Genomic DNA, 26165 nt, shown 5'->3' on the forward strand with positions numbered 1-26165 from the left:
CTGTTGCAACGAGCACGGTGTTATTTATTGGGTGAACGCGCTGTCGTGCTGGAGCTGGAGCCGCCGGTCTCACTGGAGAGTCAGCAGCGTATCTGGGGACTGAACCAGCGACTGCAGTCGGATGCGGGCGTGCTGGAGGTCATTCCTGGAATGAACAATATCACCCTGATTCTGCGCGATCCCCAGCAGAGTGCGCTGGATGCGATAGAGCGGCTTCAGCGCTGGTGGGAAGAGAGTGAAGCGCAGTTGCCAGAATCGCGTCTGGTGGAGATCCCGGTGATCTATGGCGGCGAACATGGCCCCGATCTGGTGGTGGTGGCGGAACATGCCGCGCTGACGGCCGGTCAGGTGGTTGAGCTGCACAGCAGCAGCGACTATGTGGTGTTTTTTGTCGGCTTTCAGCCGGGCTTTCCCTATCTGGGCGGACTGGATCCGCGCCTGCACATACCACGCCGTGCGGAGCCGAGAGTTGCGGTACCGGCCGGATCGGTTGGCATCGGTGGCAGCCAGACGGGCGTCTATCCGCTGGCTTCGCCCGGCGGCTGGCAGTTAATCGGCCAGACCCGCACCGCGCTGTTTGATCCCCTGCAACAACCGCCCACACTGCTCCGTCCCGGTGACAGGGTTCGCTTTGTGCCGCAACAGGAGGGCGTATGTTAAATATTCTTCGCGCCGGGCTGGCCGCCACCCTTCAGGATGCGGGCCGCTACGGCTGGCGTCAGTATGGCATCAGCCCCGGCGGCGTGCTGGATCATCCCGCGATGTTCACCGCCAATGTGCTGGTGGGCAATGCGCCTGACAGCGCGGTGCTGGAGCTGGTGCTCGGCCAGTTCAAAGCGGAGTTTACCCGCGACGGCTGGTTCGCACTGACTGGCGCAGGCTGCCATGCGGAGCTGGACGGTCAGCCGGTCTGGACGGGCTGGCGCACGCCGGTGAAACGCGGCCAGGTCCTGTCGCTGGCGATGCCGCAGCGCGGCATGCGCAGCTATCTGGCAGTGCAGGGTGGTTTTGACATCCCTGCGGTGCTCGGCTCAGCCAGCACCGATCTGAAAGCAAAATTTGGCGGATTTCACGGTCGCGCCTTACGGGATGGCGATCAGATCCCGCTGGGCAAACCGACGCGTCAGTTCGACCGCAAAGTCGGGGTACGGCAGCTGCTGTGGGGCAATCGCATCCGCGCACTGCCTGGTCCGGAATATCACGAGTTCAGTCCCGACGCGCAGCAGGCGTTCTGGCGTACCGCATGGAAACTCAGCCCGCAAAGCAACCGGATGGGATACCGGCTTGAGGGACGTGAGCTTAAACGTGAAAGTCCGCGTGAGCTGCTGTCACACGGCGTGATGCCGGGTGTGATTCAGGTACCGCCGAACGGACAGCCTATCGTGCTGATGGCGGATGCCCAGACCACAGGCGGCTATCCGCGGATCGCCTCCGTCATCGAAGCCGATCTCTATCATCTGGCGCAAATCCGCCTCGGTGAGCCGATTCACTTTATTCATTGCACGCTGCCGGAAGCGATGCTGGCACGTCAGCATCAGCAACGCGCGCTGGACCAGATGAAATGGGGACTTCATGAAAATTGATTTAAACGCCGACCTGGGCGAAGGCTGTGCCAGCGATCAGGCGCTGCTTAAACTGGTGAGTTCCGCCAATATCGCCTGTGGCTTTCATGCAGGGGATGCGCAGACCATGCTGCAGTCGGTGCGCTGGGCGCAGGCATCCGGCGTCGCCATCGGCGCGCATCCTGCTTTCCCCGATCGGGAGAACTTTGGCCGCAGTGCCATGCAGCTGCCACCGGAAACGGTCTATGCCCAGATGATCTACCAGATTGGCGCGCTGAAAAGCCTGGCGGAAAGCGAAGGTGCGCGGCTGGTTCACGTTAAGCCGCACGGCATGCTCTATAACCAGGCCGCGGCTAATCCGGTGCTGGCAGACGCCATTGCCCGCGCCATCCGTGCCGTCGACAGCCAGCTGATTGTGGTGGGACTGGCGAACAGCGAATCGATACGTGCCGCATCGCACTACGGTTTACGCACGCGGGAAGAGGTCTTTGCCGATCGTGGCTATCTCAGCAGCGGTGCGCTGGTGCCGCGCAGCGAGCCGGGCGCGCTGATTGACGATGAGCAGCAGGCTATCGATCAGACGCTGACGATGGTGCAGCAGGGCAAGGTAAAAAGTATCACGGGAGAATGGGTGGCAGTGAATGCGCAGACCGTCTGTTTACATGGCGACGGCGCGCACGCCCTGCAGTTTGCACAGCGGTTGCGTGATGCATTTGCCGGACAGCAGATCCGCGTCACCAGCATCTGAAAACACGATTTAGCCCGGCTTATGTCGGGTTTTTTAACTCTGGGGGAAATCCATGGAAAGTGCAGTGAATCTCTGGCCTTTACTGGGCATTGCCGCGATCGTCGTCGGCTTCGTATTACGTTTTAATCCGGTGCTGGTGGTGATTGTCGCCGGCTTTGTGACCGGTCTGGCGGCGATGATGCCGCTGGCGGACATTCTGGAAAAGCTCGGCGCGGGTTTTCTGAATACCCGTAACCTGCCACTGATTCTGCTGCTGCCGCTGGCGGTCATTGGGCTGCTGGAGCGTCACGGGCTGAAGGAGCGCGCACAGGCGTGGATCGCTCAGATTAAAACCGCCACCGCCGGACGTCTGCTGATCGTCTACCTGTTTGTACGTGAAATAACTGCGGCGCTAGGGTTAACCAGTCTAGGCGGGCATCCACAGATGGTGCGTCCGTTGCTGGCCCCGATGGCAGAGGGCGCAACGGAAAACCGCTACGGCGAAATCACACCTGAACTGCGTCATAAGCTGCGTGCCATGTCAGCAGCCACCGACAACGTCGGCCTCTTCTTTGGTGAAGATATCTTCGTGGCATTTGGCGCGATTATCTTTATGCACAACTTCATGCAGGAGTCGGCCGGGATTCAGACCGAACCGCTGCACATTGCGTTATGGGGCATTCCGACTGCTATAGCCGCCTTCCTGATCCACTCGGCACGTCTGGTGCGACTCGATCGTCAGCTGGCGCGTGAGCTGCAGCTGCTGAACAACCAGGCGCTGAAAGCCAAAGGAGGTCAGTAATGTTCCAGCAACAATATCTGATGTGGCTGGCGGGCATTATCCTGCTGGTGGTGGCTATCCTCTCGTGGCGTGACAGTGCGAACCCACGCCGCTTTACTACCGGACTGTTCTGGGCCTTGTATGGCCTGGTGTTTCTGGTGGGTGACTGGACGACGCAGATGATGAGCAGTCTGATGGGCTCGGACGCGATGGGCACCCGAATGCTGCACATCACCATCGGTGTCATTGTGGTGGTAATGGCGCTGATTGCCGGTCTGGGTGGTGTCCGGCTGGGTCGTTATCATCAGCGCAGTGATGAAGAGAAGCAGGCCAGTGCGCTGCGTCTGCGCAACAAACTGTTTCTGCCTGCGCTGGCGATTCCGGTCGTGACCGTGGTCGGTGTGCTGGCGTTTAACCATATTCCCGGTCTGCAGGAAGCGGTGTTCGGTCCCGGCAATCACGCCACGCTGGTGACACTTTTTTCAATGATGGTCGGCTGTGTCATTGGCTGGCTGGTGGCGTTGAAGCTGACCCATGAAAAACCGGTGCAGTCGATGCAGGAGACCCGTCGCCTGCTGGATTCGATTGGCTGGGCCTTTATCCTGCCGCAAATCCTCGCCACTCTCGGACTGCTGTTTACCAGCGCGGGCGTGGGCAGTGCCATTTCGCATCTGACCGAAACCTGGCTGGCGGTGGATAACCGGTTTATTGCGGTAACGGTCTATGCCGTCGGGATGGCGCTGTTAACCATGATCATGGGTAACGCCTTTGCGGCATTTCCGATTATCACTGCAGGCGTCGGCATTCCGATTCTGGTGTTTCAGCACGGCGGAAATCCGGCAGTAATGGCGGCGATTGGTATGTTCTCCGGCTACTGCGGCACGCTGATGACGCCGATGGCGGCCAACTTCAATATTGTTCCGGCGGCGCTGCTGGAGCTGCCCGATCGTAACGCTGTCATCAAAGCTCAGATTCCGACTGGTGTGCTACTGTTAATCGTTAACATTTTCCTGCTCTATTTCCTGATGTTCCTGTGAGGCTGCATGAAAACTGTCCTGATGACCGCTTTTGAACCCTTTGGCGGTGAAACGATTAATCCCTCCTGGGAAGCGGTACGCGCGCTGGAAGGCAAACAGATTGGCGGGGCGACGATAGTCATCCGCCAGCTGCCGGTGGTGTTCAGTGAGGTGCTGAACGTGCTGAACCGGGCACTGGATGAGGTGAAACCGAATGCAGTGCTGTCGGTAGGGCAGGCGGGCGGCCGCAGCGACATTACCGTAGAACGTATCGGTATTAATGTTGATGACGCGCGCATCCCGGACAACGCGGGAAACCAGCCCGTCGATGAACCGATTGTGGCAGGCGGCCCGGCAGCCTATTTTTCCCGGCTGCCCATCAAAGCGATTGTGGCCGCAGTGCGTGAAGCGGGGATCCCCGCATCGGTCTCGCAGACGGCAGGCACCTTCACCTGTAACCGGGTGATGTATGGTCTGCTGCACTGGCTGGAGCAGCAGAAAAGTCCGGCGCGCGGTGGCTTTATTCATATTCCCTATCTGCCTGAACAGGCGGCGCAGCATCCGGGGGCACCCAGCATGGCGGTGGCGACCATCATTCAGGCGCTGGAGATTGCTGTAAAAGTGACGCTGGAGACCGGCGACGATATCAAACAGGCTGGCGGCGCCACCCATTAAGAGGAAGAACGATGCCTGAAGGACCGGAAATTCGCCGCGTGGCGGATAAGCTTGAAGCCGCCATTGTGGGGCAGCCGTTAACGGAGGCGTGGTTCGCGTTTCCTCAGCTCAAGACTTACGAACCCTCGCTGATTGGTGAGCAGGTGCAGGCGATTGAGACGCGGGGCAAAGCGCTGCTGACACATTTCAGCAATGGCCTGACGCTCTACAGCCATAACCAGCTTTATGGTGTCTGGCGCATTGTGAAACCCGATACTGAACTCAATACCACGCGTCAGTTGCGGGTGCGGCTGGCGACGGCGGGCAAAGCGATTCTGCTTTACAGCGCCTCCGATATTGAACTGCTCAACGCAGATACGCTGGCGGCGCATCCGTTTCTGACCCGCATCGGACCGGATGTGCTGAACAGCCAGCTTAACGTTGAAGAGGTGAAAGAGCGGCTGCTGTCGCCCCGGTTCCGGCGGCGACAGTTTAGTGGTCTGCTGCTGGATCAGGCTTTTCTGGCCGGGCTGGGAAATTACCTGCGCGCCGAGATTCTCTGGCTGGCGCAACTGCTGCCAAATCATCGGGCGCAGGATCTCAGTGACGATCAGCTGACAGCTTTCAGCGAGGCGCTGTTATCGGTGCCGCGTCATGCTTATCGGATGCGGGGAACCATGAAGAAATATCATGAGGAAGCGGCGTTTCAGTTTGAGGTGTTCCATCGGCAGGGCAAGAAATGCCGGCGTTGTGGCACGGTGATTGAGAAAGGCACGCTTTCATCACGGCCTTTTTACTGGTGTCCGGGTTGTCAGGGATAGAAAGGGCATGAAGTTAAAAGCGGGTGAGGGTAGAAACAAGCTGCTGTAAGACCGAGCCTGCTCAGGAAACACGGTCAGATCGGAAAGACGCAAAAGCCGTCATCCATGACATGCTCGGCCCGCGCGATTACGCACCTCATCCCTGAGATGCGCCCGTTGCCGGGCCAACGCTTTGCGTTGTTCAAAAACGCTCCCGGCGTTTTTGTCCCTGGCGCGGGACGCTTTCCTCTTCTGACCGTGTTTCCTGCGCGTTGAACTTATTCGTTGCGGCCAGATTCACCCATATGCAGGCTTATCAACTGGCTGAGCGGAGATCCCTCTCCGCCATCCATCAAATCTTACTTCTTCAGCTGTGAGCTGAATTCGCGCTCGGTATAACCGGTGTAGAGCTGACGCGGCCGGGCAATTTTCATGCCTTCGTCGTGCATCTCTTTCCAGTGGGCAATCCAGCCAACCGTACGGGCCATCGCGAAGATCACTGTAAACATGGACGAAGGAATACCCATCGCTTTCAGAATGATACCGGAGTAGAAGTCCACGTTTGGATAGAGTTTACGCTCGATAAAGTACGGGTCGTTCAGCGCAATGTGTTCCAGCTCCATCGCCACTTCCAGCAGGTCATCCTTCATTCCCAGCTCATTCAATACTTCATGGCAGGTATCGCGCATCACGGTTGCTCGTGGGTCATAGTTTTTATAAACGCGGTGACCAAAGCCCATCAGACGGAAGGAGTCATTCTTGTCTTTGGCGCGTTTAACAAATTCCGGAATGTGCTCAACGGTGCTGATCTCTTCCAGCATACGCAGGGTCGCTTCGTTGGCACCGCCGTGCGCCGGTCCCCACAGAGAGGCGATCCCTGCGGCGATACAGGCAAACGGGTTCGCGCCGCTTGAACCGGCAGTACGTACGGTAGAGGTTGAGGCGTTCTGCTCATGATCAGCATGCAGAATCAGGATACGGTCCATGGCGCGTTCCAGCACCGGGTTCACTTTGTACTCTTCGCACGGCGTGGCGAACATCATGTGCAGGAAGTTACCGGCGTAAGAGAGGTCATTGCGCGGATAAACAAACGGCTGGCCGATTGAATATTTGTAACACATCGCTGCCATGGTCGGCATTTTAGAGAGCAGACGGAATGCCGCGATTTCGCGGTGGCGCTCAATGTTTACATCCAGTGAATCGTGGTAAAACGCAGCCAGTGCACCGGTCACACCGCACATTACCGCCATCGGATGTGAGTCACGACGGAAGCCATGGAACAGGCGGGTAATCTGCTCATGAATCATGGTGTGACGGGTAACGGTGGTACGGAACTCATCAAACTGTTTCTGATCTGGCGCTTCACCGTTCAGCAGGATATAGCAGACTTCCAGATAGTTAGAGTGGGTCGCCAGCTGAGAAATCGGGAAACCACGGTGCAGCAGGATGCCTTCATCACCATCAATAAAGGTGATGGCAGATTCGCAGGACGCCGTAGATGTAAAACCGGGATCGAAGGTGAACAGGCCACTTGAACCCAGAGCGCGGACATCAACCACATCCTGGCCCAGCGTACCTTTCAGTACGTCCAGTTCAACAGATGTTCCATCTTGCAGGGTTAGCGTTACTTTTTTATCTGTCATTTTCGTCTCCATAGCGCCTTATGTAGGTAAGGATCTTTAGACACCTGAAACGCGTTCATGTTGCGGTTGGCAAAACTACACAGTATCACTCTGCGGGTATAAAGCGGGTGCAGGGTACAGAGTGAGCGGCGCGTTCCCAGCGGGAACCGGTGAGCCATGGACATGCTGCATATCGCGGTTGTTAAAGATCCGGTCAGGACATAACTTCTTGGTAACCAATAACCTGATGCTTTTTAAAGCTCATATTCGCAATGTTACATAACTTGCGCTTAGGGGAAAGTGTATCCCCATAACTTTTGTGCATCATAGGAATTTACAGGCTTAGTTTGTAACTGAATTGTTGAACTATTGTCAAATCAGATAATTAAAATTGTATCAATTGTGAAAATCGTGAGTAGGATCACTGTTCCACCTAAAATATACCAAAGAGTTTGTAGGGGAATTGTAATCAGAATGTGATCCTCCTATACTCCTGGCAGGTCTCCGGAACACCCTGACACCAGGAGCCACCCAGCGTTTACTACCGCGTCAATTAACACTGGATGTTGCTTGTTTGGTGACGGTTAAGTCTGCCACACGTTGTGATTAGACTCCGCCTCAGGTCCGGAGGAAGCAAAATAAAAAAGAGCTGTGTGGGCAAAACCGTGAAAAAACAAAGACCTGTCAACTTGGATCTCTCGACGATCCGGTTTCCCGTTACTGCAATATCGTCCATTCTTCACCGCGTCTCCGGCGTAATCACCCTGGTTGCCATTGGCATCCTGCTGTGGCTGCTCGGTCTCTCTCTCTCTTCTCCTGAAGGTTTCCAGCACGCTGCATCCATCATGGATGGCTTCTTCGCGAAGTTCATTATGTGGGGCATCTTAACCGCGCTGGCCTATCACGCGGTGAGCGGGATTCGTCATATGTTGATGGATTTTGGTTATCTGGCTGAAACGCTGGAAGTGGGCAAGCGTTCTGCTCATATGACTTTTGTGATCACTGTCGTGCTGGCAATTCTGGCGGGAGTTCTCGTATGGTAAGCAATGCATCCGCATTGGGTCGCAACGGCATTCAGGACTGGCTGCTGCTGCGGGCAACTGCAATTCTCATTACGCTCTACATCGTCTATATCCTCGGTTTCGTGGTGATGACAGACACGCTGACTTATGACCTGTGGCGTGGCTTCTTCGCTTCGGCATTCACTAAAGTGTTCACGCTGCTGACGCTGTTCTCCATTCTGATTCACGGCTGGATCGGCATGTGGCAGGTGTTAACAGACTACGTTAAATCACTGCCAATGCGCCTGTTGTTGCAGTTTGTGATTGTCGTGGCGCTGCTGTGGTATGCGATTTATGGATTTGTTGTGGTGTGGGGTGTGTAAATGAGTTTGCCAATCAGAGAGTTTGATGCCGTGGTGATCGGCGCAGGTGGCGCAGGAATGCGGGCCGCACTGCAAATCTCCCAGGCCGGTCAGAGCTGTGCCCTGTTATCGAAAGTTTTCCCGACCCGTTCCCACACCGTATCTGCGCAGGGCGGTATTACCGTTGCGCTGGGTAATACCCATGAAGATAACTGGGAATGGCATATGTACGACACCGTCAAAGGTTCCGACTACATCGGTGACCAGGACGCGATTGAATATATGTGTAAAACCGGCCCGGAAGCGATTCTGGAACTGGAGCACATGGGCCTGCCGTTCTCGCGTCTGGAAGATGGTCGTGTCTATCAGCGTCCGTTTGGTGGTCAGTCGAAGAACTTCGGCGGCGAGCAGGCGGCACGTACCGCTGCAGCAGCTGACCGTACCGGCCACGCCCTTTTGCATACCCTTTATCAGCAGAACCTGAAAAACAAAACCACCATCTTCTCTGAGTGGTATGCACTGGATCTGGTGAAAAACGCCGATGGCGCGGTAGTCGGTTGTACCGCTATCTGCATCGAAACCGGCGAAACCGTTTATTTCAAAGCGAAAGCGACCATTCTGGCCACCGGCGGCGCGGGCCGTATCTATCAGTCCACCACCAATGCACATATCAACACCGGCGACGGCGTGGGTATGGCACTGCGTGCGGGCGTGCCGGTGCAGGATATGGAGATGTGGCAGTTCCACCCAACCGGTATCGCCGGTGCGGGCGTGCTGGTCACCGAGGGCTGCCGTGGTGAAGGCGGCTATCTGCTGAACAAACATGGCGAACGCTTCATGGAGCGTTATGCGCCAAACGCCAAAGATCTGGCGGGCCGCGACGTCGTTGCGCGCTCAATGATGATTGAAATCCGTGAAGGTCGCGGCTGTGACGGTCCGTGGGGCCCGCACATCAAACTGAAACTCGATCACCTGGGTAAAGAGGTGCTTGAGTCACGTCTGCCTGGCATCCTCGAACTGTCACGCACCTTTGCTCACGCCGATCCGATCAAAGAACCTATCCCGGTCATTCCGACCTGCCACTACATGATGGGCGGTATTCCGACCAAAGTGACCGGTCAGGCACTGCGTGTGAATGAGCAGGGGGAAGATGTGGTGATTCCTGGCCTGTTCGCTGTCGGCGAAATTGCCTGCGTATCGGTACACGGTGCCAACCGTCTGGGCGGCAACTCACTGCTTGACCTGGTGGTCTTTGGCCGCGCAGCGGGTCTGCACCTGCTGGAGAGTATTCAGGAGCAGGGCGAACTGCGTGACGCCACGGAAGATGAAATCGCCGTGGCGATGGCGCGCTTCAACCGCTGGGAAAACAACACCACCGGTGAAGATCCGGTTGAGATTCGTAAAGCGCTACAACGCTGCATGCAGAACAACTTCTCTGTATTCCGCGAAGGCGACGCGATGGCGCAGGGTCTGGAAGAGCTGAAAGAGATTCGCCAGCGTCTGAAATCAGCGCGTCTGGATGACCGCTCACCGGATTTCAACACCCAGCGTATTGAGTGTCTGGAGCTGGATAACCTGATGGAGACGGCCTTTGCCACGGCGGTAGCGGCTAACTATCGCACCGAGAGCCGCGGTGCGCACAGTCGCTTCGACTTCCCGGATCGTGATGATGAAAACTGGCTGTGCCACAGTCTTTATGTCCCGGAAACCGAAAGCATGACACGCCGTGAGGTAAACATGCAGCCGAAACTGCGCGCGGCGTTCCCGCCGAAAGTGCGTACCTACTAATTTCGGAGACGATCATGAGACTCGAGTTTTCAATTTATCGCTACAATCCGGACGTCGATGACAAGCCGCGCATGCAGGATTACACCCTGGAATCGGAAGATGGTCGCGACATGATGCTGCTGGACGCGCTGATTCGCCTGAAAGAGAAAGATCCGACGCTGGCGTTTCGTCGCTCCTGTCGTGAAGGCGTCTGCGGCTCTGATGGCCTCAACATGAACGGTAAAAATGGACTGGCCTGCATTACGCCGGTCTCGGCCCTGGGCAACGGCAAACAGAAAATCGTTATCCGTCCATTGCCAGGCTTACCGGTTGTGCGTGACCTGGTCGTAGACATGAGCCAGTTTTATGCGCAGTATGAGAAAATTAAGCCTTTCCTGTTGAATAATGGGGAAAATCCGCCAGCACGTGAGCATCTGCAGTCACCGGATGAGCGCGAGCACCTGGATGGCCTGTACGAGTGTATTCTCTGTGCCTGCTGCTCAACCTCATGCCCATCATTCTGGTGGAATCCTGAGAAGTTCATCGGTCCTGCCGGCCTGCTGGCGGCATACCGTTTCCTGATTGACAGCCGCGACACCGAAACGGATGCGCGTCTCGACAATCTGAATGACGCTTTCAGCGTATTCCGCTGCCATAGCATCATGAACTGTGTGAGTGTCTGTCCGAAAGGGCTGAACCCGACGCGCGCCATCGGCCATATCAAGTCGATGCTGCTGCAGCGCGGCGCATAAGTCGTTTCTGCCGGGAACTTCAGGTTCCCGGTGTTTTAACGGAAGCCTCTGTAAGCGCGGTGATGACCACGTTTACAAAGGTTCCCTTACGGGCCACGCGCGCTGCGCAAAGTGCTCGTATCGCTGAACTCACTACGGCAAACCGCGAAAGCGGCAACAAATGAAACCTCAAAAAAGCATAGCAATGCTTAAGGGATCACAATGCAGAACAGCGCGATGAAGCCCTGGCTGGACTCTTCCTGGCTGGCCGGCGCGAATCAGTCTTACATAGAGCAGCTCTATGAGGATTTCCTGACCGATCCTGACTCTGTCGATGCAGTGTGGCGCTCGATGTTCCAACAGTTACCGGGCACCGGAATGAAACCTGAGCAGTTTCACTCCACCACACGTGAGTACTTCCGTCGCCTGGCGAAAGACGCATCTCGTTACACCTCATCTGTCTCCGATCCGGAAACCAACTCCAAGCAAGTGAAAGTGCTGCAGCTGATCAACGCGTTTCGTTTTCGCGGTCATCAGCACGCCAATCTCGATCCGCTTGGCCTGTGGAAACAGGATCGGGTCGCCGATCTTGATCCCGCTTTTCATGACCTGACCGAGGCCGATTTTCAGGAAAGCTTTAACGTAGGCTCTTTTGCCATCGGTAAAGAGACCATGAAGCTGGCCGATCTCTTCGACGCGCTGACGCAGACGTACTGTGGCTCAATCGGTGCGGAATATATGCACATCAACAACACGGATGAGAAGCGCTGGATCCAGCAGCGTCTTGAGTCTGTGGCGGGCCGTGCAGCGTTCAGCAACGAAGAGAAAAAAGGTTTCCTGAAAGAGCTGACCGCGGCAGAAGGGCTGGAAAAATATCTCGGGGCGAAATTCCCGGGTGCCAAACGCTTCTCGCTGGAAGGCGGCGATGCGCTGGTGCCCATGCTGCGCGAAATGATCCGTCACGCTGGCAAGAGCGGTACCCGTGAAGTCGTGCTGGGCATGGCGCACCGTGGTCGTCTCAACGTGCTGATCAACGTGCTGGGTAAAAAGCCACAGGATCTGTTCGATGAGTTCGCCGGTAAGCATAAAGAGCATCTTGGCACCGGTGACGTGAAGTACCACATGGGCTTCTCTTCTGACGTGGAAACCGAAGGCGGCCTGGTTCACCTGGCGCTGGCGTTTAACCCGTCACACCTGGAGATCGTCAGCCCGGTCGTTATGGGTTCCGTGCGTGCCCGTCTGGATCGTCTGGATGAGCCTGCGAGCAATAAAGTCCTGCCGATCACCATTCATGGTGACGCGGCGGTGATTGGCCAGGGCGTGGTTCAGGAAACCCTGAACATGTCACAGGCACGCGGTTATGAAGTGGGCGGTACTGTTCGCATCGTCATCAACAACCAGGTTGGTTTTACGACGTCCAACCCGAAAGATGCGCGTTCAACGCCTTACTGCACCGACATCGGCAAAATGGTGCTGGCACCGATTTTCCACGTCAACGCGGATGACCCGGAAGCGGTCGCCTTTGTGACCCGCCTGGCGCTCGACTATCGCAACACCTTTAAGCGTGATGTGTTTATCGATCTGGTCTGCTATCGCCGTCATGGTCACAACGAGGCCGATGAGCCAAGTGCGACTCAGCCGCTGATGTACCAGAAAATCAAAAAGCACCCGACGCCGCGTAAAATTTACGCTGACCGTCTGGAAGGTGAAGCCGTTGCCACGCAGGAAGATGCGACCGAAATGGTCAATCTTTACCGTGATGCGCTGGATGCGGGCGAGTGCGTAGTACCAGAATGGCGTCCGATGAGCCTGCACTCCTTTACCTGGTCACCTTACCTGAACCATGAGTGGGATGAGCCTTATCCGGCCCAGGTCGACATGAAACGTCTGAAGGAACTGGCGCTGCGTATCAGCCAGGTACCTGAAGAGGTTGAGGTGCAGTCGCGTGTTGCCAAGATTTATAACGACCGTCGTCTGATGGCTGAAGGCGAGAAAGCCTTTGACTGGGGCGGCGCGGAAAACCTGGCCTACGCCACGCTGGTTGATGAAGGCATTCCGGTGCGTCTGTCGGGTGAAGATACCGGTCGCGGCACCTTCTTCCATCGTCACGCGGTGGTTCATAACCAGGCAAACGGCTCAACCTACACCCCTCTGCACCATGTGCACAGCGGCCAGGGCCAGTTCAAAGTCTGGGACTCCGTGCTATCAGAAGAGGCGGTACTGGCCTTTGAATATGGCTACGCCACTGCTGAGCCACGCATCCTGACCATCTGGGAAGCGCAGTTTGGTGACTTCGCCAACGGTGCACAGGTTGTTATCGACCAGTTCATCAGCTCCGGTGAGCAGAAATGGGGCCGTATGTGTGGCCTGGTGATGCTGCTGCCGCACGGTTATGAAGGTCAGGGGCCAGAGCACTCCTCTGCGCGTCTGGAGCGTTATCTGCAACTCTGCGCTGAGCAGAACATGCAGGTCTGCGTACCGTCAACGCCTGCGCAGGTTTACCACATGCTGCGTCGTCAGGCGCTGCGTGGTATGCGCCGTCCGCTGATTGTGATGTCGCCGAAATCGCTGCTGCGTCATCCGCTGGCGATCTCTACGCTGGATGAACTGGCTAACGGCAGCTTCCAGCCGGCGATTGGCGAAGTGGATAATCTGGATGCGCAGGGCGTGAAACGCGTCGTGCTGTGCTCCGGTAAAGTCTATTACGACCTGCTTGAGCAGCGTCGTAAAAATGAGCAGACCGATGTGGCGATTGTCCGTATCGAGCAGCTCTATCCGTTCCCGCATCACGCGGTTCAGGAAGCATTAAAAGCGTATTCTCACGTACAGGATTTTGTCTGGTGTCAGGAAGAGCCGCTGAATCAGGGCGCCTGGTACTGCAGCCAGCATCATTTCCGTGAAGTTGTGCCGTTTGGTGCGACCTTACGTTATGCAGGCCGCCCGGCCTCCGCCTCACCGGCCGTGGGTTACATGTCCGTACACCAACAACAGCAGCAAGACCTGGTTAATGACGCGCTGAACGTTAATTAATTAAAAGGAAAGATAATGAGTAGCGTAGATATTCTCGTTCCCGACCTGCCTGAATCGGTTGCCGATGCCTCCGTGGCAACCTGGCACAAAAAACCAGGCGATGCAGTGACTCGCGATGAAGTGCTGGTCGAAATCGAAACCGACAAAGTGGTGCTGGAAGTGCCAGCCTCTGCTGACGGTATTCTGGAAGCGGTTCTGGAAGAAGAGGGCGCCACCGTCACTTCACGCCAGATTCTGGGTCGTCTGAAAGAGGGCAACAGCGCCGGTAAAGAGACCAGCGCGAAGTCTGAAAGCAAAGAGTCTACCCCGGCTCAGCGTCAGACTGCGTCACTGGAAGAAGAGAGCAACGATGCGCTCAGCCCGGCCATCCGCCGTCTGATTGCCGAGCACAACCTTGATGCTTCGCAGATCAAAGGCAGCGGTGTGGGCGGACGTCTGACCCGTGAAGATGTTGAAAAACATCTGGCCAACAAACCGCAGACCGGCAAAGCCGCCGCACCTGCGGCAGAAACTGCAGCCGTGCAGCAGCCTGTGGCGAATCGCAGCGAAAAACGCGTGCCGATGACCCGTCTGCGTAAGCGTGTTGCCGAGCGTCTGCTGGAAGCGAAAAACAGCACTGCGATGCTGACCACCTTCAACGAAATCAACATGAAGCCCATCATGGATCTGCGCAAGCAGTATGGTGAGGCCTTCGAGAAGCGTCACGGTGTACGTCTGGGCTTTATGTCCTTCTACATCAAAGCGGTTGTTGAAGCACTGAAACGTTACCCGGAAGTGAATGCCTCCATCGATGGCGAAGATGTGGTTTACCACAACTACTTCGACGTCAGCATCGCGGTCTCTACACCACGCGGTCTGGTGACACCGGTTCTGCGTGACGTTGATGCACTGAGCATGGCGGACATTGAGAAGAAAATCAAAGAGCTGGCAGTGAAAGGCCGTGACGGCAAGCTGACAGTTGACGATCTGACCGGCGGTAACTTCACCATTACCAACGGCGGCGTCTTTGGTTCCCTGATGTCCACCCCGATCATCAACCCACCGCAGAGCGCCATCCTGGGCATGCACGCTATCAAAGATCGCCCGATGGCGGTCAATGGTCAGGTTGTGGTGCTGCCAATGATGTACCTGGCGCTCTCCTACGACCACCGTCTGATCGATGGCCGTGAATCAGTGGGTTATCTGGTTGCAGTGAAAGAGATGCTGGAAGATCCGGCGCGTCTGCTGCTGGATGTCTGATTTTCACCGGGCGCGCCTCGCGCGCCCAACCTCAATACTCTTTTCAGACCTGAATGGATAGAACATCATGAACTTACACGAATACCAGGCGAAACAACTGTTTGCACGGTATGGCATGCCGGCACCAACGGGTTACGCCTGTACTACACCACGTGAAGCGGAAGAAGCAGCCTCTAAAATTGGCGCAGGCCCGTGGGTAGTTAAATGTCAGGTTCATGCCGGTGGCCGCGGTAAAGCGGGCGGTGTGAAAGTGGTTAACAGCAAAGAAGAAATTCGCGCATTTGCTGAAAACTGGCTGGGCAAACGTCTGGTGACCTATCAGACAGACGCAAACGGCCAGCCGGTAAACCAGATTCTGGTTGAAGCGGCAACCGACATCGATCAGGAGCTCTACCTGGGCGCTGTGGTCGATCGCGCAACGCGTCGCGTGATTTTCATGGCCTCAACCGAAGGTGGCGTGGAAATTGAAAAAGTGGCGGAAGAGACCCCGCACCTGATCCACAAAATGGCGCTGGATCCACTGACCGGTCCGCAGCCTTATCAGGGCCGCGAGCTGGCATTCAAACTGGGCCTGACCGGTAAGCTGGTTGGCCAGTTCACCAAGATCTTCATGGGTCTGGCAACGCTGTTCCTGGAGCGCGATCTGGCGATGGTTGAGATCAACCCGCTGGTCATCACTAAGCAGGGCGATCTGATCTGCCTGGATGGCAAACTGGGCGCCGATGGCAATGCCCTGTTCCGCCAGCCAGAGCTGCGCGAAATGCGCGATCCAAGCCAGGAAGACCCACGTGAAGCGCATGCGACACAGTGGGAACTGAACTATGTTGCGCTGGAAGGCAACATCGGTTGTATGGTTAACGGCGCAGGTCTGGCGATGGGCACCATGGACATCGTTAAGCACCATGGCGGTCAGCCAGCCAACTTCCTTGATGTCGGCGGCGGCGCAACTAAAGAGCGCGTGACCGAAGCCTTCAAAATCATCCTGTCTGACGATGCGGTTAAAGCCGTCTTCGTTAATATCTTCGGCGGTATCGTACGCTGTGACCTGATTGCCGACGGCATCATCGGCGCAGTGGCTGAAGTGGGTGTTAACGTGCCAGTGGTGGTACGTCTGGAAGGTAACAACGCCGAGCTGGGCGCACAGAAACTGGCGGACAGCGGTCTGAACATCATTGCAGCAACCAGCCTGACAGACGCCGCACAGCGTGTTGTTGCTGCCGCGGAGGGTAAATAATGTCCATTCTGATCGACAAAAACACCAAAGTCATTTGCCAGGGTTTCACCGGTGGCCAGGGGACTTTCCATTCTGAGCAGGCGCTGGCTTACGGTACTCAACTGGTTGGCGGCGTGACGCCAGGCAAAGGCGGCACGACGCATCTCGGCCTGCCGGTGTTCAACACTGTACGCGAAGCGGTAGAAGCGACCGGCGCAACCGCCACCGTGATCTACGTTCCGGCACCTTTCTGTAAAGATGGCATCCTGGAAGCGATCGAAGCGGGCATCAAGCTGATCATCACCATCACCGAAGGCATCCCGACGCTGGATATGCTGACCGTGAAAGTGAAGCTGGATGAAGCGGGCGTGCGGATGATCGGTCCAAACTGTCCGGGCGTAATCACCCCAGGCGAATGTAAGATCGGCATCATGCCGGGCCACATTCACCAGCCGGGCCGCGTCGGTATCGTTTCCCGTTCAGGCACCCTGACCTATGAAGCAGTTAAGCAGACCACTGACATCGGCTACGGCCAGTCAACCTGCGTCGGCATCGGTGGTGACCCGATCCCTGGCTCTAACTTCATCGACATCCTGAAAATGTTCCAGGATGATCCACAGACTGAAGCGATCGTGATGATCGGTGAAATCGGTGGCAGCGCAGAAGAAGAAGCCGCAGCCTTCATCAAAGAGCACGTGACCAAGCCGGTTGTGGGCTACATTGCTGGCGTCACCGCGCCGAAAGGCAAGCGTATGGGCCATGCGGGCGCCATCATTGCCGGTGGTAAAGGTACAGCAGATGAGAAATTTGCTGCACTGGAAGCCGCAGGCGTGAAAACCGTTCGCAGCCTGGCTGACATCGGTGACGCCGTTAAAGCCGTATTACCGGCAAAATAAGTCGTCGTCATCTGAGACTAAGCCACCTCCGGGTGGCTTTTTTTTGCCGGTAACGCACAGACATCACTCAGACATTTAAAGAGAAGAGGGCGTGGTCAGATAACCATGCAGGTATTAGTTGCGTTAATAAAAAGTGGCAAAGGTAAACTATTTTCCCTCGTCTTATTTCATTAATGACATCTTATTAACAAGAAACCCACCTGGCTCTATCTGGAAACTTATTGCGTTAATCCAGATCAATTAATCGCGATTTATATCCAACTATATCGCTGGCAAAGCGCAACGCTAAGAGCGTAAATTGCGCTGCATCAATCCAGCCTTTTACACAAATTTTCAAACGTCTGCTCAACCCGGGATGACACCCGCTTTCCTCCTGTTAAAGCACGCGTTAATGAAAGCGCGGATTGACAATTTTCAGAGCTGCTTTATTCGCTACTCGCCTGTTCGGGCAGCTCACAGATTTGTTCTGCTGGTCATAAAGAAACTGGAATCAATAAACAGCCGTTCCTGACTCTGATTACGTTCGTTCTGATCGCGCGCGTGACGGAGACAAAGCGAGGAGCAAGGAGTCCTTATGTTAGATATCGTCGAACTGTCGCGGTTACAGTTTGCCTTAACAGCGATGTACCATTTTCTGTTCGTCCCTTTAACGCTGGGTATGGCGTTTTTGCTGGCGATCATGGAGACGGTCTATGTCCTGAGCGGTAAACAAATTTATAAAGATATGACGAAGTTCTGGGGCAAGTTATTTGGTATTAACTTTGCGCTGGGTGTTGCTACCGGCCTGACCATGGAATTTCAGTTCGGAACAAACTGGTCATATTACTCTCACTACGTCGGCGATATCTTCGGCGCGCCGCTCGCCATTGAAGGTCTGATGGCGTTCTTCCTGGAATCGACCTTTGTCGGCCTGTTCTTTTTTGGCTGGGATCGGCTGGGTAAAGTGCAGCACATGGCGGTGACCTGGCTGGTAGCGCTGGGCTCGAACATGTCTGCGCTGTGGATTCTGGTTGCTAACGGCTGGATGCAGAATCCCATCGCCTCTGAATTCAACTTCGAAACCATGCGCATGGAGATGGTTAGCTTCTCAGAGCTGGTACTGAACCCAGTGGCGCAGGTGAAATTCGTTCACACCGTAGCGGCCGGTTACACGACCGGTGCGATGTTCATTCTGGGCATCAGCGCGTGGTACATGCTGAAAGGGCGCGACCTTGCTTTTGCTAAACGCTCGTTCGCTATTGCGGCCAGCTTTGGCATGGCGGCGGTCCTCTCCGTGATCCTGCTGGGCGATGAGTCAGGCTATGAAATGGGCGACGTGCAGAAAACCAAGCTGGCCGCTATCGAAGCGGAGTGGGAAACCCAGCCGGCACCCGCCTCATTTACGCTGTTTGGCCTGCCCGATCAGGCAACGCAGGAGAACCGGTATGCCGTGCAGATCCCGTGGCTGCTGGGCCTGATCGCGACCCGATCCATCGATAAGCCGGTTACCGGCCTGAAAGATCTGATGGCTCAACATGAAGTGCGCATCCGCAACGGCATGAAAGCCTACACGTTGCTGAATGAACTGCGCAGCGGCAGTCAGGATCCCGCAGTACGTGACGCGTTCAACAGTCACAAGCAGGATCTCGGTTATGGTCTGCTGCTGAAGCGCTATACCGACAATGTGGCGGATGCGACCGAAGCGCAGATCAAACAGGCGACGCAGGACTCTATCCCGCGCGTAGCGCCGCTCTATTTCGCATTCCGCATTATGGTGCTGTGTGGCGTACTGCTGCTGGCCATTATCACGCTCTCCTTCTGGAGCGTAATACGCAATCGCGTGGGCAAAAATCGCTGGTTACTGAAAGCGGCGCTGTTTGGTATTCCGTTACCGTGGATTGCCGTCGAGTCAGGCTGGTTCGTCGCCGAGTATGGTCGTCAGCCCTGGGCTATCGGTGAAATCCTGCCGACCGCGGTGGCCAACTCCTCGCTGACTGTTGGCGATCTGCTGTTCTCGATGCTCCTGATCTGCGGACTCTACACGCTGTTCCTGGTGGCAGAAATGTACCTGATGTTCAAATTCGCCCGCCTTGGGCCGAGCAGCCTGAAAACCGGGCGATATCATCATGAGCAGATTACGGCAACCACTCAGCCGGTTCAGGGATAAGGAGAGCGACCATGTTTGATTATGAAGTTCTGCGCTTTGTCTGGTGGCTGCTGATTGGCGTGCTGCTGATTGGCTTTGCTGTCGCAGATGGTTTTGATATGGGCGTCGGCATGCTGACACGCATTCTGGGCCGCACCGATACTGAACGTCGCATCATGATTAACAGTATCGCCCCGCACTGGGACGGTAACCAGGTCTGGCTGATCACCGCGGGTGGCGCACTGTTTGCCGCCTGGCCAATGGTCTACGCGGCAGCCTTCTCCGGCTTCTATGTGGCGATGATTCTGGTGCTCGCGTCACTCTTCTTCCGTCCGGTCGGTTTCGATTACCGCTCGAAGATTGAAGATAACCGCTGGCGCGGTACCTGGGACTGGGGCATTTTCATTGGCAGCTTCGTGCCACCGCTGGTGATTGGCGTGGCCTTTGGCAACTTGTTACAGGGCGTGCCGTTCCATGCCGATGCGTATCTGCGCCTGTTCTATACCGGCAACTTCTTCCAGCTGCTGAATCCGTTTGGCCTGCTGGCGGGTGTGGTCAGTGTGGCGATGATTCTGGCACAGGGCGCAACCTACCTGCAGATGCGCACTACTGGCGAACTGCATCTGCGTTCGCGTACCGCTGCACAACTTGCCGCGCTGGTGATGATGGTCTGCTTCATCCTGGCGGGTGTCTGGGTGAAATACGGTATCGATGGTTATGTGGTGACCAGCACAATGGATCACTTCGCCGCCTCGAACCCACTGGGAAAAACCGTCGTGCGCGAAGCGGGCGCCTGGATGGTCAACTTCCAGAACCATCCTGTACTGTGGCTGTTCCCGCTGCTTGGTTCGGTGCTGCCGCTGCTGACCGTACTCTGCTCGCGGGTTGAAAAGGGTGCCTGGGCGTTCCTGTTCTCATCACTGACGCTGGCCTGCGTCATCATGACTGCCGGCATTGCGATGTTTCCGTTCATCATGCCATCCAGCACCGTACCGGGGACCAGCCTGACCATGTGGGACGCCACGTCCAGTCTGCTGACGTTGCAAACCATGACCGTGGCCGCCGCTATCTTTGTCCCAATCATTCTGATTTACACCACCTGGTGCTACTGGAAAATGTTTGGCCGTATTACCAAAGAGCAGATTGAAAGCAACAGTCACTCACTCTATTAATAAAGGAGATGTCGCATGTGGTATTTTGCCTGGATTCTCGGCACGTTGCTGGCCTGTGCCTTTGGTATCGTGACCGCGCTGGCGATTGAACACGTTGAAGCGCAGGATGAGACTCACTGATGCGCACGCCAGTTCGGATGCTCTATGATCTGATGGATAAGGGCCCGTTACGGGCCCTTTCACTGCTGCTGGCGCTGCTGACGGCGGGCGGCGTGATGTGGGATCCGACCCGTTTTGCCAATCAGGCGGGCCAGCTTCCTGCTCTGCAGGGGCTGGTGCTGATCTGGGCGGTCTGCTGCGGCGTAATTCACGGTGTGGGTTTCCGACCACGGAAAACCCGATGGCAGGCGATGTTTACGCCGTTACCGGCTCTGCTGGTGTTAGTGATTGCGCTTTACCGTTTTTATCTTTAATCCTCCACCTCACCCGCGCTGTCAGTGAATATTTGTCAGCATCTGGTCAATAAATCTCTCTGAAATCGTTCCGTTTGTTACGGAGCGATAATTATTTTCGCCTGGCTCTGGCGACCCATTCCCAACCCCAATTCTCTTGCGTATAGTAGCAACGTTTAAAACGAGGCCGGGATGTAGAGTGAGTACAACGCTGTTTCGCTGGCCGGTTCGGGTCTACTACGAAGATACTGATGCCGGTGGTGTGGTTTATCACGCCAGCTATATCGCTTTTTATGAACGAGCACGTACCGAAATGTTGCGACAGCACCATTTCAATCAGCAGACGCTGTTAGAACAGCAGATCGCTTTTGTGGTACGGCGCATATCGGTGGACTATCTGGCGGCGGCGCGTCTTGATGACCTTCTGGAGATCCAGAGTGAGGTTACCTCAATGACACGGGCAACCATGACGTTCACGCAGCGTATCGTGAATACTGAAGGCAAAGTGCTCAATGAGGCAGAAGTCCTGATTGCCTGCATTAACCCACATCTGATGAAGCCGATTGCGCTTCCCAAGTCTATTGTCGCGGAGTTCAAGCAGTGACTGACATGAACATTCTTGATTTGTTCCTGAAGGCGAGCCTTCTGGTCAAACTTATCATGTTGATTTTGATCGGCTTTTCTATTGCCTCCTGGGCCATCATTATTCAGCGCACACGTATTCTGAATGCGGCGGGAAGAGAAGCGGAGGCGTTTGAAGACAAATTCTGGTCCGGTATCGAACTCTCGCGCCTGTATCAGGAGAGCCAGGAGCGCCGGGAAGAACTGGGCGGCTCGGAGCAGATTTTCTATTCCGGCTTCAAAGAATTTGCCCGCCTGCATCGCGCCAATAATCATGCGCCGGAAGCGGTCATTGACGGGGCGAGTCGTGCTATGCGCATCTCAATGAACCGTGAGCTGGAAGCACTGGAAAACCACATTCCATTCCTCGGCACCGTCGGCTCTATCAGTCCTTACATCGGGCTGTTCGGTACCGTCTGGGGAATTATGCACGCCTTTATCGCGCTGGGCGCGGTGAAGCAGGCGACGCTGCAGATGGTGGCACCGGGTATCGCTGAAGCACTGATTGCGACCGCTATCGGTCTGTTTGCCGCGATTCCGGCGGTCATGGCGTACAACCGTCTGAACCAGCGCGTGAACAAACTGGAGCAGGGCTACGACAACTTTATGGAAGAGTTCACTGCCATCCTGCATCGCCAGGCTTTCTCCAGCGATAGCGCTAAGTAAATAGAGGTTAATGATGGCCAGAGTACGTGGTCGCAAAAGCCGCGACCTGAAGTCGGAAATCAACATCGTTCCGCTACTGGACGTCCTGCTGGTGCTGTTGCTGATCTTCATGGCAACGGCACCCATTATTACCCAGAGCGTGGAAGTGGATCTGCCTGATGCGACCGACTCTAAAACGGTTTCCAGCGATGATAATCCGCCGGTAATTGTTGAAGTCGCGGGCGTGGGGCAGTACAGCCTGGTCGTGGATCACGACCGCATGGACCAACTCCCGCCTGAGCAGGTAATCAGCGAAGCGCAGCGTCGACTGGAAGCGAATCCTAAGACGGTCTTTTTGATCGGGGGCGCGAAAGAGGTGCCTTACGATGAAATTATTAAAGCGCTCAACCTGCTGCACCAGGCGGGTGTTAAATCTGTCGGTTTGATGACGCAGCCGATTTAAAATCGAACCGTTTTTTGGGAACCGAGTGTGTCGAAGGCAACCGAGCAAAACGAGAAGTTAAAGCGCGCGATAATCATTTCGGTGATTCTGCATATCGTGCTGATCGCGCTGCTGATTTGGAGCTCGTTTAATGAGCACGTTGACCCCAGCAGTGCGGGTGGCGGAGGCAGTGATATTGATGCAGTGATGGTCGATCCCGGTGCCGTCGTGAGTCAATACAATCGTCAGCAGAACCAGCAGAGCGACAGCCAGCGGGCTGAGCAGCAGCGTAAAAAGCAGGCGCAGCAGCAGGCTGAAGAGCTGCAACAGAAGCAGGCTGCTGAACAGCAGCGTCTGAAAGCGCTGGAAAAAGAGCGTTTAGCCGCGCAGGAAACCGCGAAAGAAGAGGCTAAACAGCAGGCTGAGCAGCAGAAAGCCGCTATCGATGCTGCTAAACAGGCTCAGGAGCAACAGAAAACGGCGGAGGCGGCGGCAGCCAAAGCGAAAGCGGATGCGAAAGCCCAGGCAGATGCACAGGCAAAAGCCGCCGCCGAGCAGGCGAAGCAGGCCGCAGCCGACGCAAAGAAGCAGGCTGATCAGCAGGCGAAAGCCGCCGCGGCGGCCGCCGCAAAAGAGAAAGCCGTTGCGGAAGCCAAAGCAAAGTCTGAAGCGGATGCAAAAGCGGCAGCCGAAGCCAAAGTGAAAGCGGCGGCGGAGGCAAAAGCTAAAGCGGCCGAAGAGGCGAAAGAAAAAGCCGCTGAAGCCAAAGAAAAAGCAGCCGAGGCAGCAAAAGAGAAAGCTGCAGAAGCGGCGAAAGAGAAAGCTGAGGCCGCTAAAGAAGCGGCTAAAGAGAAGGCAGAAGCGGCTGCAAAGGCGAAAGCCGATGCTGCGGCAAAAGCCAAAGCCGATGCGGCAGCCAAAGCAAAAGCGGATGCTGCTGCTAAGGCCAAAGCAGATGCGAAAGCGAAAGCCGCAGCTGATGCCGCCAATGGCAGCGATGTCGATGATTTACTGGGCGGACTCGCTTCCGGCAAAAATGCACCGAAAAGCGGCACTTCCGGTGGCGCAGCAGGGCAGGGAAACCAGAAGAAAGCGGGCGCATCAGGCGCGGAAATCAACTCCTATATGGGGCAGGTTGTCAGTGCGATTCAGAGCCGATTCTACGATGCCGATCTGTATCGCGGAAAAACCTGTGATTTGCGGATTAAACTTGCGCCTGATGGCTTGTTAATCGATGTTAAGTCAGAGGGTGGCGATCCTGCGCTCTGTCAGGCCGCGATTGCTGCCGCTAAACAGGCACGCATTCCGAAGCCGCCTTCGCAGGCGGTCTACGAAGTGTTTAAAAACGCCCCAATGCGTTTTAAACCGCAATAATGCAGTAACGGGCGGCAAGTTGTTCTATGTTTAGCTTGCCGTACTTAAGTTGTACTCGTGGTTTCCAGGAACAGTGCCAATTATCGTGGACTGAGGTTCAGATAAGGGAGATAAAATGAAGCAAGCTCTTCGCGTTACGTTAGGCTTTTTTATCCTGCTGTGGGCAGCCGTGCTGCATGCAGAAGTTCGAATTGAGATCACCCAGGGTGTCAACACTGCACGCCCGATTGGCGTGGTGCCGTTTAAATGGGCGGGAGCGGGTGCCGCGCCGGAAGATGTCGGCGGCATCGTAGCGGCTGACCTGCGCAACAGTGGTAAATTTAATCCACTGGACCGCTCGCGTCTGCCACAGCAGCCTGCCAGCGCGCAGGAAGTTCAGCCTGCCGCCTGGAGCGCGCTCGGCATTGATGCCGTTGTCGTCGGTCAGGTCGCTTCTAACCCGGATGGCAGCTATCAGGTTTCTTACCAGTTGGTGGATACCGGCGGTGCGCCAGGTACCGTACTGGCACAGAACTCGTATAAAGTGACTAAACAGTGGCTGCGTTATGCTGCCCACACGGCCAGTGATGAGACGTTCCAGAAGCTGACCGGCATTAAAGGCGCTTTCCGTACCCGTATCGCCTATGTCGTGCAGACCAACGGCGGTCAGTTCCCGTATGAGCTGCGCGTGGCTGACTACGATGGTTACAATCAGTTCGTGGTACATCGTTCACCACAGCCACTGATGTCGCCAGCCTGGTCTCCGGATGGCAGCAAAGTTGCCTACGTGACCTTTGAAAGCGGCAAATCTGCGCTGGTGGTTCAGACGCTGTCTAACGGTGCTATCCGTCAGGTCGCCTCTTATCCACGTCATAACGGTGCACCGGCGTTTTCGCCAGATGGCTCTAAGCTCGCTTTCGCGCTCTCTAAAACCGGCAGCCTGAACCTCTATGTGATGGATCTGGCGTCAGGTCAGACGCGTCAGGTGACAGATGGCCGCTATAACAGCACTGAACCAACCTGGTTCCCGGACAGCCAGACGCTGGCTTATACCTCGGATCAGGCGGGTGCCCCTCAGATCTATAAAGTTGGTCTGAATGGCGGCACGCCACAGCGTATTACCTGGGAAGGTGGTCAGAACCAGGATGCGGATGTTGCAACAGATGGTAAATCTATGGTGATGATTAGCACCAGCGGTGGTGCTCAACACGTCGCCAAACAGGATCTGGAAACGGGAGCCGTTCAAACGTTAACGGACACGTTCCTGGATGAAACGCCGAGCCTGGCACCAAACGGCACAATGGTAATCTATAGCTCTACTCAGGGGATGGGTTCCGTGCTGCAGTTGGTTTCAACCGACGGTCGTTTCAAAGCGCGTCTTCCGGCAACTGATGGACAGGTCAAATTTCCTGCCTGGTCGCCGTATCTGTAATGTCTGACAGTTCAGACATCGCAAACAATAAACAATAATGGGATTTTTGAAATGCAACTGAACAAAGTGCTGAAGGGTTTGATGCTGGCTCTGCCGGTTCTGGCAGTAGCGGCTTGTAGCTCACACAAGAACAACAACAATGACCAGACTGGCATGGGCGCTGATGGCGCTTACGGTGCAAACTCTGGCATGAACGGTAACGGCGGCAACATGTCTTCTGACGAGCAGGCTCGTCTGCAGATGCAGCAGCTGCAGCAGAACAACATCGTGTACTTCGGCCTGGACAAGTATGACGTTCAGTCTGATTACGCACAGATGCTGGATCAGCACGCGACCTTCCTGCGCAGCAACCCATCATACAAAGTGACCATCGAAGGTCACGCGGATGAGCGCGGTACGCCGGAATACAACATCGCCCTGGGCGAACGTCGTGCTAACGCTGTTAAAATGTACCTGCAGGGTAAAGGCGTGTCGGCTGATCAGATGTCTATCGTTTCTTACGGTAAAGAGAAGCCAGCCGTTCTGGGTCATGACGAAGCAGCGTATTCTAAAAACCGTCGTGCCGTACTGGTCTACTAAGAG

At 55.8% G+C, this 26165-nt stretch carries 26 protein-coding genes; 25 read left to right on the forward strand and 1 reads right to left on the reverse strand.

What is annotated here, in order from left to right:
• The first annotated feature begins 3 nt into the window (after positions 1-3).
• Genes pxpB through nei form a run of 7 tightly spaced genes read left to right on the forward strand, consistent with a single transcriptional unit; the run spans position 4 to position 5561 of the window.
• Positions 4-660: a 5-oxoprolinase subunit PxpB gene (gene pxpB / locus BY447_RS16015; protein WP_013357134.1), complete on the forward strand. Its 657-nt coding sequence runs from the start codon at positions 4-6 to the stop codon at positions 658-660.
• Positions 654-1583, forward strand: a complete 930-nt coding sequence (gene pxpC, locus BY447_RS16020; protein WP_013357135.1) for a 5-oxoprolinase subunit PxpC — start codon at positions 654-656, stop codon at positions 1581-1583. The genes pxpB and pxpC overlap by 7 nt, the downstream gene beginning before the upstream one ends.
• The gene (gene pxpA, locus BY447_RS16025; protein ID WP_110331513.1) at positions 1573-2310 is read left to right on the forward strand and encodes a 5-oxoprolinase subunit PxpA; all 738 of its coding nucleotides are present in this window, start codon (positions 1573-1575) and stop codon (positions 2308-2310) included. Before pxpC ends, pxpA begins: the two co-directional genes overlap by 11 nt.
• Before the next feature lie 52 nt (positions 2311-2362).
• Positions 2363-3091 carry a DUF969 domain-containing protein gene (locus BY447_RS16030; RefSeq protein ID WP_033731868.1) on the forward strand — a complete coding sequence of 243 codons (729 nt, stop codon included), beginning with the start codon at positions 2363-2365 and terminating at the stop codon, positions 3089-3091.
• On the forward strand, positions 3091-4107 hold the full coding sequence (locus tag BY447_RS16035; protein WP_110331514.1) for a DUF979 domain-containing protein: 1017 nt from the start codon (positions 3091-3093) through the stop codon (positions 4105-4107). The genes BY447_RS16030 and BY447_RS16035 overlap by 1 nt, the downstream gene beginning before the upstream one ends.
• A gap of 6 nt (positions 4108-4113) precedes the next feature.
• On the forward strand, positions 4114-4761 hold the full coding sequence (pcp, locus tag BY447_RS16040; RefSeq protein WP_110331515.1) for a pyroglutamyl-peptidase I: 648 nt from the start codon (positions 4114-4116) through the stop codon (positions 4759-4761).
• A gap of 11 nt (positions 4762-4772) precedes the next feature.
• Positions 4773-5561 carry an endonuclease VIII gene (gene nei / locus BY447_RS16045; protein ID WP_013357140.1) on the forward strand — a complete coding sequence of 263 codons (789 nt, stop codon included), beginning with the start codon at positions 4773-4775 and terminating at the stop codon, positions 5559-5561.
• Positions 5562-5899: 338 nt separating this feature from the next.
• Here the strand turns inward: nei and BY447_RS16050 are convergent, their stop codons facing one another.
• Positions 5900-7183 carry a citrate synthase gene (locus BY447_RS16050; RefSeq protein ID WP_013357141.1) on the reverse strand — a complete coding sequence of 428 codons (1284 nt, stop codon included), beginning with the start codon at positions 7181-7183 and terminating at the stop codon, positions 5900-5902.
• Between the two features lie 632 nt (positions 7184-7815).
• Between BY447_RS16050 and sdhC the strand changes: the two genes are divergently transcribed.
• The 18 genes from sdhC (at position 7816) to pal (ending at position 26162) form a co-directional block, all read left to right on the forward strand.
• Positions 7816-8205: a succinate dehydrogenase cytochrome b556 subunit gene (gene sdhC, locus BY447_RS16055; protein WP_033782341.1), complete on the forward strand. Its 390-nt coding sequence runs from the start codon at positions 7816-7818 to the stop codon at positions 8203-8205.
• Entirely contained in the window at positions 8199-8546 is a 348-nt protein-coding gene (gene sdhD, locus BY447_RS16060) for a succinate dehydrogenase membrane anchor subunit (protein ID WP_107319420.1), read from the forward strand. Before sdhC ends, sdhD begins: the two co-directional genes overlap by 7 nt.
• On the forward strand, positions 8547-10313 hold the full coding sequence (gene sdhA / locus BY447_RS16065) for a succinate dehydrogenase flavoprotein subunit (protein ID WP_013357143.1): 1767 nt from the start codon (positions 8547-8549) through the stop codon (positions 10311-10313). It begins immediately after the preceding gene.
• Positions 10314-10327: 14 nt separating this feature from the next.
• Positions 10328-11044 carry a succinate dehydrogenase iron-sulfur subunit gene (locus BY447_RS16070; protein ID WP_013357144.1) on the forward strand — a complete coding sequence of 239 codons (717 nt, stop codon included), beginning with the start codon at positions 10328-10330 and terminating at the stop codon, positions 11042-11044.
• Positions 11045-11245: 201 nt separating this feature from the next.
• Positions 11246-14053: a 2-oxoglutarate dehydrogenase E1 component gene (gene sucA / locus BY447_RS16075; RefSeq protein ID WP_033731875.1), complete on the forward strand. Its 2808-nt coding sequence runs from the start codon at positions 11246-11248 to the stop codon at positions 14051-14053.
• Between the two features lie 15 nt (positions 14054-14068).
• Positions 14069-15292 carry a 2-oxoglutarate dehydrogenase complex dihydrolipoyllysine-residue succinyltransferase gene (gene odhB / locus BY447_RS16080; protein WP_013357146.1) on the forward strand — a complete coding sequence of 408 codons (1224 nt, stop codon included), beginning with the start codon at positions 14069-14071 and terminating at the stop codon, positions 15290-15292.
• Between the two features lie 67 nt (positions 15293-15359).
• Positions 15360-16526: an ADP-forming succinate--CoA ligase subunit beta gene (sucC, locus tag BY447_RS16085; protein ID WP_003853151.1), complete on the forward strand. Its 1167-nt coding sequence runs from the start codon at positions 15360-15362 to the stop codon at positions 16524-16526.
• Entirely contained in the window at positions 16526-17401 is an 876-nt protein-coding gene (sucD, locus tag BY447_RS16090) for a succinate--CoA ligase subunit alpha (protein WP_013357147.1), read from the forward strand. Before sucC ends, sucD begins: the two co-directional genes overlap by 1 nt.
• A 574-nt stretch (positions 17402-17975) precedes the next feature.
• Positions 17976-19547: a cytochrome ubiquinol oxidase subunit I gene (cydA, locus tag BY447_RS16095; RefSeq protein WP_110331516.1), complete on the forward strand. Its 1572-nt coding sequence runs from the start codon at positions 17976-17978 to the stop codon at positions 19545-19547.
• Between the two features lie 11 nt (positions 19548-19558).
• Positions 19559-20698 carry a cytochrome d ubiquinol oxidase subunit II gene (gene cydB / locus BY447_RS16100; protein WP_110331517.1) on the forward strand — a complete coding sequence of 380 codons (1140 nt, stop codon included), beginning with the start codon at positions 19559-19561 and terminating at the stop codon, positions 20696-20698.
• A gap of 15 nt (positions 20699-20713) precedes the next feature.
• Positions 20714-20818 carry a cytochrome bd-I oxidase subunit CydX gene (gene cydX / locus BY447_RS16105; RefSeq protein ID WP_013357150.1) on the forward strand — a complete coding sequence of 35 codons (105 nt, stop codon included), beginning with the start codon at positions 20714-20716 and terminating at the stop codon, positions 20816-20818.
• Positions 20818-21111 (forward strand): cyd operon protein YbgE, encoded by a 294-nt coding sequence (gene ybgE / locus BY447_RS16110; protein WP_110331518.1) that lies wholly within the window; start codon positions 20818-20820, stop codon positions 21109-21111. Before cydX ends, ybgE begins: the two co-directional genes overlap by 1 nt.
• Before the next feature lie 178 nt (positions 21112-21289).
• Entirely contained in the window at positions 21290-21694 is a 405-nt protein-coding gene (gene ybgC, locus BY447_RS16115) for a tol-pal system-associated acyl-CoA thioesterase (RefSeq protein ID WP_010260759.1), read from the forward strand.
• A complete protein-coding gene (gene tolQ / locus BY447_RS16120; RefSeq protein ID WP_003853142.1) occupies positions 21691-22377 on the forward strand; it encodes a Tol-Pal system protein TolQ in 687 nt (228 codons plus the stop codon). Before ybgC ends, tolQ begins: the two co-directional genes overlap by 4 nt.
• A gap of 13 nt (positions 22378-22390) precedes the next feature.
• On the forward strand, positions 22391-22819 hold the full coding sequence (gene tolR, locus BY447_RS16125) for a colicin uptake protein TolR (protein ID WP_013357153.1): 429 nt from the start codon (positions 22391-22393) through the stop codon (positions 22817-22819).
• Positions 22820-22846: 27 nt separating this feature from the next.
• Positions 22847-24172 carry a cell envelope integrity protein TolA gene (gene tolA, locus BY447_RS16130; RefSeq protein WP_013357154.1) on the forward strand — a complete coding sequence of 442 codons (1326 nt, stop codon included), beginning with the start codon at positions 22847-22849 and terminating at the stop codon, positions 24170-24172.
• A 115-nt stretch (positions 24173-24287) separates the two neighbouring features.
• Positions 24288-25583 carry a Tol-Pal system beta propeller repeat protein TolB gene (gene tolB / locus BY447_RS16135; RefSeq protein WP_110331519.1) on the forward strand — a complete coding sequence of 432 codons (1296 nt, stop codon included), beginning with the start codon at positions 24288-24290 and terminating at the stop codon, positions 25581-25583.
• 51 nt (positions 25584-25634) lie between these two features.
• Positions 25635-26162, forward strand: a complete 528-nt coding sequence (pal, locus tag BY447_RS16140) for a peptidoglycan-associated lipoprotein Pal (RefSeq protein ID WP_003853135.1) — start codon at positions 25635-25637, stop codon at positions 26160-26162.
• The last annotated feature ends 3 nt before the right edge of the window (positions 26163-26165 follow it).

It is taken from the genome of Pantoea sp. JKS000250, from assembly GCF_003201065.1.
Taxonomy (GTDB): Bacteria; Pseudomonadota; Gammaproteobacteria; order Enterobacterales; family Enterobacteriaceae; genus Pantoea; species Pantoea vagans.